Origin of the sequence: Nostoc sp. FACHB-280 (genome assembly GCF_014697615.1) — a bacterium.
Classification (GTDB): domain Bacteria; phylum Cyanobacteriota; class Cyanobacteriia; order Cyanobacteriales; family Nostocaceae; genus Nostoc_B.
In genome coordinates, this window is sequence record NZ_JACJSD010000055.1 from 32,486 (window position 1) to 43,646 (window position 11,161).

General features: G+C 38.8%; 12 protein-coding genes. 7 read left to right on the forward strand and 5 right to left on the reverse strand.

Annotation, left to right across the window (positions count from 1 at the left end):
• The first annotated feature begins 32 nt into the window (after nucleotides 1-32).
• The gene (locus H6G75_RS28045) at nucleotides 33-1,676 is read left to right on the forward strand and encodes an acetolactate synthase large subunit (RefSeq protein ID WP_190983192.1); all 1,644 of its coding nucleotides are present in this window, start codon (nucleotides 33-35) and stop codon (nucleotides 1,674-1,676) included.
• Between the two features lie 109 nt (nucleotides 1,677-1,785).
• On the opposite strand, the gene H6G75_RS28050 is transcribed toward H6G75_RS28045, so the two are convergent.
• From H6G75_RS28050 to H6G75_RS28060, 3 genes are all read right to left on the reverse strand, one after another.
• Nucleotides 1,786-2,613, reverse strand: a complete 828-nt coding sequence (locus H6G75_RS28050; protein WP_190983179.1) for a hypothetical protein — start codon at nucleotides 2,611-2,613, stop codon at nucleotides 1,786-1,788.
• Nucleotides 2,614-2,821: 208 nt separating this feature from the next.
• Nucleotides 2,822-3,220: a hypothetical protein gene (locus tag H6G75_RS28055; RefSeq protein WP_190983180.1), complete on the reverse strand. Its 399-nt coding sequence runs from the start codon at nucleotides 3,218-3,220 to the stop codon at nucleotides 2,822-2,824.
• Nucleotides 3,221-3,225: 5 nt separating this feature from the next.
• Nucleotides 3,226-3,840: a hypothetical protein gene (locus tag H6G75_RS28060; RefSeq protein WP_190983181.1), complete on the reverse strand. Its 615-nt coding sequence runs from the start codon at nucleotides 3,838-3,840 to the stop codon at nucleotides 3,226-3,228.
• Nucleotides 3,841-4,121: 281 nt separating this feature from the next.
• On the opposite strand from H6G75_RS28060, the gene H6G75_RS28065 reads away from it, so the two are divergent.
• Together H6G75_RS28065 and H6G75_RS28070 are read left to right on the forward strand one after the other, a co-directional pair.
• On the forward strand, nucleotides 4,122-4,355 hold the full coding sequence (locus H6G75_RS28065; RefSeq protein ID WP_190983182.1) for a hypothetical protein: 234 nt from the start codon (nucleotides 4,122-4,124) through the stop codon (nucleotides 4,353-4,355).
• 114 nt (nucleotides 4,356-4,469) lie between these two features.
• The gene (locus H6G75_RS28070; RefSeq protein ID WP_190983183.1) at nucleotides 4,470-5,615 is read left to right on the forward strand and encodes a serine/threonine-protein kinase; all 1,146 of its coding nucleotides are present in this window, start codon (nucleotides 4,470-4,472) and stop codon (nucleotides 5,613-5,615) included.
• A gap of 6 nt (nucleotides 5,616-5,621) precedes the next feature.
• On the opposite strand, the gene H6G75_RS28075 is transcribed toward H6G75_RS28070, so the two are convergent.
• Entirely contained in the window at nucleotides 5,622-6,794 is a 1,173-nt protein-coding gene (locus H6G75_RS28075) for a cysteine desulfurase family protein (RefSeq protein ID WP_190983184.1), read from the reverse strand.
• A 137-nt stretch (nucleotides 6,795-6,931) separates the two neighbouring features.
• Here H6G75_RS28075 and H6G75_RS28080 point away from each other — a divergent pair, with 137 nt between their 5' ends.
• Nucleotides 6,932-7,207, forward strand: a complete 276-nt coding sequence (locus tag H6G75_RS28080; RefSeq protein WP_190983185.1) for a hypothetical protein — start codon at nucleotides 6,932-6,934, stop codon at nucleotides 7,205-7,207.
• Nucleotides 7,192-7,590 carry a type II toxin-antitoxin system VapC family toxin gene (locus H6G75_RS28085; protein WP_190983186.1) on the forward strand — a complete coding sequence of 133 codons (399 nt, stop codon included), beginning with the start codon at nucleotides 7,192-7,194 and terminating at the stop codon, nucleotides 7,588-7,590. The genes H6G75_RS28080 and H6G75_RS28085 overlap by 16 nt, the downstream gene beginning before the upstream one ends.
• A 366-nt stretch (nucleotides 7,591-7,956) precedes the next feature.
• On the opposite strand, the gene H6G75_RS28090 is transcribed toward H6G75_RS28085, so the two are convergent.
• The gene (locus tag H6G75_RS28090; protein WP_190983187.1) at nucleotides 7,957-9,330 is read right to left on the reverse strand and encodes an HNH endonuclease domain-containing protein; all 1,374 of its coding nucleotides are present in this window, start codon (nucleotides 9,328-9,330) and stop codon (nucleotides 7,957-7,959) included.
• Between the two features lie 116 nt (nucleotides 9,331-9,446).
• On the opposite strand from H6G75_RS28090, the gene H6G75_RS28095 reads away from it, so the two are divergent.
• Together H6G75_RS28095 and H6G75_RS28100 are read left to right on the forward strand one after the other, a co-directional pair.
• Complete coding sequence (locus H6G75_RS28095; RefSeq protein WP_190983188.1) at nucleotides 9,447-9,677, forward strand: hypothetical protein; 231 nt, start codon at nucleotides 9,447-9,449, stop codon at nucleotides 9,675-9,677.
• 113 nt (nucleotides 9,678-9,790) lie between these two features.
• Nucleotides 9,791-10,699: a DUF4351 domain-containing protein gene (locus H6G75_RS28100; protein WP_190983189.1), complete on the forward strand. Its 909-nt coding sequence runs from the start codon at nucleotides 9,791-9,793 to the stop codon at nucleotides 10,697-10,699.
• Nucleotides 10,700-11,161: the final 462 nt, after the last annotated feature.

Below are 11,161 nucleotides of genomic sequence, written 5' to 3' on the forward strand. Positions count from 1 at the left end.
CGATATTTCGTGCATCTTATGAGGAACTTAAAATGAATACAGCAGAACTATTAGTAAAGTGTTTAGAAAATGAAGGTGTAGAGTATGTTTTTGGACTACCAGGTGAGGAAAATTTACACGTTTTAGAAGCAATCAAACACTCTACCATTAAATTTATTACGACTCGTCATGAACAAGGTGCGGCTTTTATGGCCGATGTTTATGGACGTTTAACTGGTAAAGCTGGGGTTTGTCTTTCTACCCTTGGCCCTGGGGCAACAAATCTCATGACTGGTGTGGCGGATGCCAATTTAGATGGTGCGCCGTTAGTAGCAATTACTGGACAGGTGGGAACCGATAGAATGCACATTGAATCTCACCAATATTTAGATTTAGTGGCGATGTTTGCCCCGGTAACTAAGTGGAATAAACAGATTGTGCGACCGAGTATTACACCAGAAGTAGTCCGCAAAGCCTTCAAGCGATCGCAAACCGAAAAACCCGGTGCAGTACATATTGATCTACCAGAAAATATCGCCGCTATGTCTGTGGAAGGGAAACCTTTACAGCGCGATAAAATTGAAAAAACCTACGCATCTTTCGCCAGCATCCGCGCTGCCGCCGCGATGATTTCTCAAGCCGTCAATCCCTTAATTTTAGTTGGTAATGGTGCAATTCGTGGTCAAGCTAGTGATGCGGTGACACAATTTGCCACCCAAATGAATATCCCTGTTGCTAACACATTTATGGGAAAAGGTGTAATTCCTTATACTCATCCTTTGGCGTTATGGTCGGTCGGGTTACAGCAACGGGATTTTATTACCTGCGGTTTTGATAATACAGATTTAGTCATTGCGATCGGCTATGATTTAATTGAATTTTCTCCGAAAAAATGGAATCCTGACAGCAAAATTCCTATCGTACATATTAGTACAGCTGCGGCAGAAATTGATAGTAGTTATGTTTGCAATGTCGAAGTTATTGGTGATATTTCTGATTCTTTGTTTGAAATCTTAAAAGTCGCAGACCGCCAAGGTAAACCAAATCCTTATGCGATTAGTTTACGCGGTGAAATTCGCGCTGATTATGAACAATATGCTAATGATGAAGGTTATCCGATTAAACCGCAAAAATTAATTTACGACTTGCGGCAAGTGATGGGGCCAGATGATATTGTAATTTCCGATGTTGGCGCACATAAAATGTGGATGGCGCGTCATTATCATTGCCATAGTCCCAATACTTGCATTATTTCTAATGGTTTTGCCGCAATGGGGATTGCAATTCCGGGTGCGTTAGCCGCCAAACTGGTATATCCCAAGCGCAAAATTGTCGCCGTGACTGGTGACGGTGGCTTTATGATGAATTGCCAAGAATTAGAAACAGCGTTGCGCGTGGGTACTCCCTTTGTCACCTTAATCTTTAATGATGGTGGCTATGGCTTAATTGAATGGAAGCAAGAAAACCACTTTGGCAAAGGTAATTCCTCTTTCGTCCATTTTGGTAATCCCGATTTTGTCAAATTAGCTGAAAGTATGGGTTTAAAAGGCTATCGCGTGGAATCTAGCCTCGATTTAATCCCGATACTTAAAGAAGCATTAGCACAGGATGTACCCGCAGTGATTGATTGTCCTGTAGATTACAGAGAAAATCGCCGTTTTACTCAAAAAGCCGGTGAGTTGAGTTGTGAAGTGTAGTTCTTAGAACTGACGCACAAAGGTTGTGTATTGAGAATGGGTGTAAGGTTTTTCCACATAAACCCCTACACCCTTCTCAAAAACCTGAATTCCGCTGTCAGCAACGTCTTTATGGCTGATATCGATTCATCCTTACCCAATCTTGCGTTGAGCCAACATTAGGATTTTCACCATAGTCATTCGTACCGTATATTTGTCCTTGCCGATTGATCCAATAGTAGTTGTGGTTTGCGGGTAACTCCACGATGGGATAACCGTAAGGATTTGTCCAAGTTGTCACATTACCCAAGTTCTCACGGAACTGGAAATTTTGACGGTCTATTGACTCATGGCGTTGACGGGTGACTTCATCCCAAGTATTTTGAGACCATTCGCGGTATTCTCGATATCTTTGTCCTTCAACTTGGGAAATTTGGAGGTTCTGCGCCATAATTCCTTGCATTCCAAACGCAGCCCCGTTGGTAGCGGAAACTTGAGATGCTACTTGGGGCAACCATGAAGCATAATGAGGCCACTGTAATTGATGGGAGGCGGCACAAGTCATCACCATTGTACAGATGTTGTAGCTATACGCCACACTACACTTAGCTATGCCTTGGCAGAAAATACCATTGTGTATGTATGTGCAGTCAAACTCATAAGCGACAGAACATCCCGCAATTGGTTGCGCTGGGCGGGGTTGGCTGATTCTGAGATCATAAGGCTGCATTGCCATGAGTTTCTCGTACACAAACTGCCCAGGATTGTAGTTTACAGGTAGCCCAGAATTCCCTACCATAATTGTCAAAGCTGCATTGTCTGGAGAAACTAAGACAACAGCAAACTGGCCATCCTCAACCACTCGCCAACCACTAGGCATTGCATAGTTAAAGTAATTTCCATATCGAACTTCCAGTGAGCCAGGGTTAGGAGAAAAAGGCTGATTATTGTTATACATTTGGCTTGGTGGCAAAGGTTGGCATTAATACTGGATACATCTTGGGTATGGAGTTTTACGTATAAGATTACAAAATTTCCTTGAAGAATTATGGCTTTGTATAAACACGAAATGAACTTTCTCCAGCAGAGTAGCACAGAGAATAGGAGCGATCGCACTGGGACTAAGTAAATATCTTACTGATTGAGAAGAAAGACCCTAACTATGTTTATTTGATATTTATTTCAAAGGTAATGCCTTTAAGTTTTGGGTGAGGATAAGTTTCAACATAAGATTTAATGATTTGTTGAAATATATCTGCATAACTTAATGCTGCTGCTAATTGTTCCCAACTGGGAGTACGAGAAAATTTAATTCCTCTTTTTTTAGCTGCTTGACGACAAGCACGGTAAGAACCATACTGTTTGAGTAATTCAGCTTTATCAATTAACTTTGGTGTATTTGCAGGTAAAGCTGCTATGGGCTGTTCATCTATCTGTAAGCTTTGCTGTTGCAGTACATTAACCGCAACTTGGGCAACTGTGTAGATGGCTGCGGAGTTGTGCAACTCTTGAAGCTGATTCTCTTTTAGCTCTTCTAGTAGTTGAGTGATTCGTTTTTTACCCATAAGTTTTATTTATCTAAGAGAGAGCGTCCTTGTGAAGCTGAGTCTGTGTACATTTGTGGTTTTTCCAGACGCTCTTCGTCAGCATCAACTTCAACTTCACCAGGAAGATATGACTTAGGGACAGTCTTCAGTGTTGGGGTTTCTGTTTCTTCAACTTTATCTTCACGCCACCACAGCACAATTGCTTTGATGGCTCCTAGGAATTTAAAAAATCGACTGGGAGTAGACAAATAACCCCAGTGAGCTTTTTCTGGATTATCAACATCGGACACAGAATCAAACGCATCTGAAAGTTTGTCTAAATATCCAGCCATTGACCTAATTTCACGCTCTAGGTCTGTAACAATCTGCCGATTATTAGAAGCAAGTTGTTCTTTTTCTAGTTTGAGTTGGCTAATCATCACTTGTAGGCGTTCTACATCTGTTTTTAACCGCAAGGCAGATTGTTTATGTTCTTCATTTCTGCGGAGCAGTTGTGAACGACTACGATTTGTAAAAATTAGACAGTCTCGCATTTCTTTATACAATTTGTCAGCTTCAGTATTGCTGAGGCTTTCAACTGTTTTCGGAAACTCTGTCGCGGAGCGAAAACGAGCAGACGGTTGATTCTGTCCAGTCATAGTATCATTGAATTAATCGTGATATTGTTTTATACGAAGCTTTGCTTTTACCCGCTTGGGGTTAAAAGTCTTAATTAAATGTCAAAATTTTAACTTAACAGAGCAGCATAATATATGAGTAAATATATCATGCTTAAACTAGTAACCTGCTAAAAATGTCACTATAAAATTTGTTACTCAACTAGACAGCGTTAGTTCTGACTATTTTGCAATAGCAGATCCAAGGTTAAAATAATTGTTCTGTAACCAATTAAGCGATCGCCTAGTCCAAACATCAAACTATGAATTATCACATTTGCGATTTGGAAGCGACTCCCGAATGGCTAAAAATGGAATCAATTGATTACATCGCCGAATGTTTAGAGGTTTGTGAAACTCTAGAAATGGTGGCTGACTTACGAGAAATCTTTCCTCGCCAGACACTACGTTCGGCAAGTATCAAGGTATGTGAAGTGCAGCGCCAAAGGTTAATTAACTGGTTGCAAGTGTTGAATCAACAGGAGAAAGTCGCGTAAAATTCTCCCCAGAGGCAAAATCAGCAGTTATTTGAAGTTACATTTAGCAAATATCAACACTCTTCTGTCAAGTAAAAGGGACAATAAAAACAAGTCTCCTTCAGTTCGCAAAGCATGAGCTACTGCCTTAATCCTCGGTGTCCCAAACCAGAAAATCCAACTGATGTTAAGTTCTGTACGACTTGTGGTTCTAAGCTTCTCCTCAAAGAACGCTATCGTGCCGTTCGTCCGATAGGACAAGGTGGTTTTGGCAGAACCTTTTTAGCTATCGATGAAGATAAACCCTCAAAACCGCGCTGTGTGATTAAGCAATTTTATCCGCAAGCCCAAGGTACAAACACAGTCAAAAAAGCGGTGGAGTTATTTAACCAAGAAGCCGTGCAGTTGGATGAATTAGGTAAACATCCACAAATCCCGGAACTTTTGGCATATTTTACCCAAGATGATCGGCAGTATTTGGTGCAAGAATTTATCAATGGGTTAAATTTAGCGCAGGAGTTAGCCCAAAATGGGACTTTTAGTGAAACGCAGATTTATCAACTATTGCATGATTTATTATTGGTGTTGCAGTTTTGTCATGCTAGACAAGTAATCCACCGTGATATTAAACCAGAAAATATCATTTTACGTGAGAGCGATCGCAAACTAGTTTTAGTTGATTTTGGTGCGGCGAAATCGGCAACGGGTACAGCTTTAAATCACACTGGTACTAGTATTGGTAGTCCTGAATATGTGGCACCGGAACAAATTAGAGGTCGAGCAATTTTTGGTAGTGATATTTATAGTTTGGGAGCGACTTGTATTAACTTATTAACTGGGCGATCGCCTTTTGATTCTTATAATACTAATAGTGATACTTGGGCTTGGCAACAATATTTAGCTACTCCTGTGAGTCTTCATTTAAGTCGCATTCTCAATAAAATGCTAGAAAGCATTCCCGCTAGACGCTATCAAACAGTCGATGAAGTTCTACAAGACTTAAATACCCAGTCTCCGCCAACAAATAAACCACATATACCAGTAAAATCACAGGTACAGTCATCCCCAACGTTACCACCTCAAATTGTCAGCAAAACACCAAGCCAAATTGATTTAGAATTGGAAGAATTAAAAACTCAATTTATGGGTGGGAAACCTCAACCAAATCAAGTACAGCCAAAAAATCCCACATCCCAATCTACAAGTAACAGCGAAATAGATCAAGAATTAGAAGAATTAAAAGCTAAATATTTAGGTAACAATAACTCACAAAATCCCTGATAAATTTTAATAAAGTTTTTGAATCTCATTTATCGTATTGATGAGTATACAAGATGCTTTTTCAACTTCTGCTTGAGTTGTAAATTTACCAAGACCAATTCGCAATGATCCATCAATGATATTTTCTGGAAGGTGCATAGCTTGTAAAACATGAGAAGGTGCAACCACGCCTGATGAACAAGCTGCACCTGTGGAAATAGCTAATTGCTGACGAACTCGTGCAATGATGGCGGTATTAGAAATATCGGGGATGGAAATGTGTAAATTACCTGATAAACGGTTGTTTAAGTCTCCATTCACTACTAATTCGGGAATTGCGGCTTGGAGTTGGTTTTGTAGCTGATTTCGTAAAATTGCGATCGCATTTTCATCTTGTTCCATCTCCAAGCGTCTCAATCTGCAAGCTTCCCCCACACCGACGATTCCGGGGACGTTAAGTGTACCTGATCTGAGTCCCTGCTGATGTCCCCCACCGTAAATCATTGGTGGGAGAAGATTATTCTTCCTCACTACTAATACACCAACTCCTTTGGGTGCGTAGAGTTTATGTCCAGAAATCGCTAGATAAGTAATCCCCCAGTCTTGGAAATTCAGGGGAATTTTGCCGACGGCTTGGGATGCGTCGCATAGAAAGGGGATATTGTGAGAGGATGCGATCGCGCCAATTTTTTTGATGGGGTAAATTGTCCCGACTTCATTGTTAGCCGCCATCACACAGAGTAAAGCCGCACCATCAGCACAGACTTTTTCCAGATATTCTAAATCAATCTGTGCTTGTTGATTGACTTTTAACCAAATAATTTCCGCCAGTCCTTTTTTAACTAAGGCTTTGCAAGTATCTATCACGGCTTTGTGTTCCACAGGGGAAACAATGATTTTGGCGGGGGTATTTTGTTGTGCAATTTGGTAATCGAGCGAAGTCGAGATTTGTCCTTGAATTACTAAATTAATGCTTTCCGTTGCGCCAGATGTAAAAATAATTTCCTTGGGTGAGGCGTTAATTAAGTCTGCTATTTGTTGACGGGCTTGTTTAACTGCTTTCGCGGCTGCATTACCATAATCATGATCTACACTATTGGCTTTACCAAAGGCGGTAGTCATATAGTACATGACTTTCTCGGCTACTCTAGGGTCAACGGGAGTAGTTGAGTGGTAGTCTAGGTAGATTATGTTAGTCATTTTTAACGCGGAGTAATGCAGAAAATGATCATAACAACTCTCTTAACTCTCTGCGCCTCTGCGTGAGATTTCATCACCCTAATAAAGCATGGTTTCGGTATTATAGGGTTATCGGGTTCTAGTTAGCGAGTCAGGTTATGGAAAGCATAAAGATTAGAACACATATCGGTAATGATGGAATTTTGCAAATCCAGCTTCCACCTGAGATTGCTAACCAAGAATTAGATGTAGTAATTGTCTTTCAGCCTGTGAGTCCAGAACCATCACAGACTACAAACAAAACACCCCAAGAATTAGGTTATTCTCATAGGTTTTTAGAAAATGTCATAGGTAGTTGGGAAGGTGAACCCCTGGAAAGAGCAGAACAGCTTCCCTTTGAGAATCGGGAGGAGATTCAATGGCCTACCTCCTAGATACAAATGCGTGTATCCAAATTCTTAATTCATCAAATTCACCTGTTACCCAAAAAATTCTGACAATTCCTGCTCAAGAAATTTACATCTGTACAGTTGTTTATAGTGAACTGTACTATGGAGCTTACAAAAGCAAGAATGTTAACAGAAACCTCAGTCATCTGGAAAATTTATTGGCTGAGTTTACTGATTTATCACTAGATATTCAAGCAGCAAAAATCTCTGGAAAGATTCGCGCTCATCTTGATACTTTGGGAACTCCAATTGGAGCTAATGACTTGTTAATTGCTGCGAACGCTTTAGCAAATGATCTCACGTTGATCACCCACAACACCCGTGAATTTAGGCGTATTGACGGGTTGAAATACGAAGACTGGGAATAACTACAGCTATATATAAAGTAGTGTACCTATTATCTGAACTCCCTAAACTCTTTGCGTCTTTGCGCCTGTGCTAAGTCTATCTCATGGTTGCCCCAGAAGCGGTAAGTTGAGAGGGTGCGATCGCCTAAACTGTCCCAGGCTTTTTGAAATTCTGTAACTGCTTGTTCGCAAAGTTCTTCACTATAGGCTAACCATATTACTAATGTGGGTTCATAGCGTTGCTGATTAAAAATATGAATTTTTCTTACGCATTCGCCGCCAGGTGTTCCGCTTGCGGTAGGCGCAAAGACGCAAAGTTATAAAGAATAATAAAAGGTAATTTACTATTTCATGTTCTGATTAAGCAACGTCTAGATTTATTCTTTTTTAAACGTAAATCCAATCAGGACTAAAACCTTGGAGAGTTGCTAAAGAAATTAAAGGTTGGATAGTTTTTGTATAAACATTCATCAGGATTTCTAAATTTAATAAATCATCTGGTTGATCAACTTTCAACTCTGCCACAAAAGATTCAATATCATTTAACCATTTTGCTTGAGAGACATTTTGCTTATAAATCGTTAAGCCTAAATGCTGTAATGATACAAAATCACCTAAATATACTTCTGACGGTAAATTATTAGACTTAGAAGAATTAACAGATTTTGTGGTCGGAATTAAATTCCATAATTGATCATGAGCTACAAAAGACCAAGGCAAATAATGATCTAAAGAAATTTCATTCTTATTTAATTTGATTTTAGAATAAATACATTCAATCTCCCGATGTTCTAAAATGGTTTTCCAATATTTAGTTTGATTACCTAGAGAATCTCTCTCTTGTGGCATAAATAACTTATTAACTACATTAGGTGTGCTGGGGTTTCTCTGCTGCATATAATTCAACCATTCCCAGGAAGCCCAACCCCTAACTATTGTGTAATTTTCCTCTAAATACTGAATCCAATCAGGATGTAAAATAATGGCGTTACAATTTTTTTGATCTTCAGAATTGAAGCAATATAACGGCTTTTTAGTATCGGCTTGATTGTTGGCTAAATTAATAATAGTGGGATTAACATTATAATCTTTTAAGCCCCTTGTTTCTTGGGCAAAGAAAGGACGAATTAGACGATAAGACACATAGCGATTAATTGAAATAACAATATCATCGAGATTTTGGTTATTAATAGCTGTCCGCAAAAGTTTTTTATCTGTATCTCTAAACTTTAAAATCGGTTCTGTAATTTCTAGCTCAAGAGCATCTAATTTATTAGCAATTTGGTCTTGCTGCCCAAAAGACAATTTAAAATAATTGTGCGGATACCAAGCATTAGCTAACATCTCAACAATGATTTCTCGAAAGCTAAGAGGCGATAAAGTATCAAAATTTCTTCTCTTAAGAATATCTAATATTGATATAAAGTAAAGATATTTATATGAGTTAGTAATATTGTTAAATATTTGAGATAAAACTGTAACATTAACTTTATCTGACAGTGGTAAATCCTGATTCATAATGGGATTTCTAAATAAAATTAAATCTCCTAAATATACTTGAATAAAATCATTTGCAGCTGATTGATTAATCTTATTTAACGCCTTGACAATTTCTGCAACAGTTTCAGCCGTAGGATCAATTTTTTCATGATACCAACGGAAGACAATCGGACGTTCAACACCTAAACCCGCCGCCAGTTGGCTTTGGCTGATGTCGTAAGTCTCTAAAACCTGTTTAAGTGCTTGTCCTGCTTTTCCCATATTTTCCATTATCACAGGATAGCGATCGCAACTTTGTTAACTTTTATGATAACTAATTTGCTATATTCGTTATCACTTATGATAACAAAACAAAGATCATGTTAAACAGGTGCGTTATGGCGGAAGAATTTGTGAGGTTAGAAGATAACAGCAGCAATCAAGTCCAGGTGAGGCGAGAAAAGATAAAGCACATATTAGTCGGTAGTCCTGAATTAGTTAGGAGAACAATCTATCAGCTACATACTACAGGTTATGCAGAGGTTGGCTCTTGGTCAAAACCCGTCATAGCAGGAAGTTTAGGCGAATTAGGCGATGTAGTAAGTGTATTAATTAGACAGCAAGGTTAGGAAATCAAACCCGTCGAGAGTTGGTGCGATTAACTGAGGTAGTTAGACAATTCTGATTGCACCAACTCTTGATTTAAGAGAATCATTAACTTTCAATTCGGAGTAACAGCGAAGTGACGCGCTTCATACATGACAAATTCGCCAAAGACTATCTAGAAGAACTATTAAAAGACTACGGAGAAGTCAAAGCATCAGAAAAAGTCTCAGGAGAAATCAAAGAAATAGATGTCTTATTCACACCCAACAAACAGCAAACACCTAACTTACAAATCCTGGGTTTACTAGGAAGATTTGCTGAAAATCCAGCCATCATAGAACCCTTTCGTAATCCAGCATCCACCGATGAAATCTGTAATTGTATACTCAAATTATTAGAAGTCAAAGCCTCACTGCGACGAGAAGCTAAAACCAACAAAACCAAACTTCAAGACGCAGAAATTCCCCAATTGTGGGTGCTAACTCCCACAGTATCCGAAACTAGACTATCTAGCTTTGGAACAGTCCAAAAACCCGATTGGATATCAGGAGTATACTTTCTCCCTGATGCACTACGCACAGCAATTGTCGCCATACATCAACTACCACAAACACCCGAAACACTATGGCTGAGGCTTTTAGGTAGAGGAAACGTACAATCACAAGCAATTATGGAATTGCAAGCGTTACCATTAAATCATCCATACCAACAAGCCACCCTCGAATTAGTTTACAACCTGCGGGAAAACTTAAGGATCAATCAAGAATTAGAAACAGACGATAGGGAGTTAATTATGAGATTAGAACCACTTTATCAAAGAGATAAAGAACAAGCTATATGGCAAGGAAAGCAAGAGGGACGGAAAGAAGGAGAACAAGATTTAATACTACGCCAACTCAATCGCCGACTTGGAGAAATTAACCAATCATTAATAGAGCGAATTCAAAAATTATCAATTGAACAATTAGAAAATCTCGGAGAAGCATTACTAGATTTTTCTAACATTGCTGATTTAGAAACTTGGTTAAACCAACAACAAGAATAAATTATTATCAAACAGTGCGTTATGCTTTGCTTTAACGCACCTGACTTAATAACTGTTATTTTTCTTCATAAGGATTAATCCAGTTTTCTACCTTTAAATTAGAAACACGGGAAAATTCCCTAACATTGGCTGTAATTGGCTAAGTCTTCATCCAGTGTTTCAAGATTAGAAAGTGTTTCTAGGAGTGATTTTTTCTGAATAGGAGAGATGATAGTGAAGGGAACGCCATTTTGAATAGACCTATCTTTAAAAGAAATTTAATGAGAGGATAAGCATATCCAAGTAAATTTACGCAAACAAAATGACAAGTCCTTTAGAAAGAATAGAGTCACATCCACAAGAATCAAAACGATTGATTGGGATTAAGTATGAGGATTTTACCTCATTAGTAATATTAGCAGAACAAAGGCATATAGAGAAACAAGCTCTAATGCAAAAAAATAAGATTCGTTTAATTGCTGC

Bases quoted from the DNA above. Each gene is read 5' to 3' on its own strand.
- H6G75_RS28080 (WP_190983185.1), top strand. From the start codon at position 6,932: ATGGAAAGCATAAAGATTAGAACACATATCGGTAATGATGGAATTTTG.
- H6G75_RS28045 (WP_190983192.1), top strand. From the start codon at position 33: ATGAATACAGCAGAACTATTAGTAAAGTGTTTAGAAAATGAAGGTGTA.
- H6G75_RS28075 (WP_190983184.1), bottom strand. From the start codon at position 6,794: ATGACTAACATAATCTACCTAGACTACCACTCAACTACTCCCGTTGAC.
- H6G75_RS28070 (WP_190983183.1), top strand. From the start codon at position 4,470: ATGAGCTACTGCCTTAATCCTCGGTGTCCCAAACCAGAAAATCCAACT.
- H6G75_RS28095 (WP_190983188.1), top strand. From the start codon at position 9,447: ATGGCGGAAGAATTTGTGAGGTTAGAAGATAACAGCAGCAATCAAGTC.
- H6G75_RS28050 (WP_190983179.1), bottom strand. From the start codon at position 2,613: ATGTATAACAATAATCAGCCTTTTTCTCCTAACCCTGGCTCACTGGAA.
- H6G75_RS28065 (WP_190983182.1), top strand. From the start codon at position 4,122: ATGAATTATCACATTTGCGATTTGGAAGCGACTCCCGAATGGCTAAAA.
- H6G75_RS28085 (WP_190983186.1), top strand. From the start codon at position 7,192: ATGGCCTACCTCCTAGATACAAATGCGTGTATCCAAATTCTTAATTCA.
- H6G75_RS28055 (WP_190983180.1), bottom strand. From the start codon at position 3,220: ATGGGTAAAAAACGAATCACTCAACTACTAGAAGAGCTAAAAGAGAAT.
- H6G75_RS28060 (WP_190983181.1), bottom strand. From the start codon at position 3,840: ATGACTGGACAGAATCAACCGTCTGCTCGTTTTCGCTCCGCGACAGAG.
- H6G75_RS28090 (WP_190983187.1), bottom strand. From the start codon at position 9,330: ATGGGAAAAGCAGGACAAGCACTTAAACAGGTTTTAGAGACTTACGAC.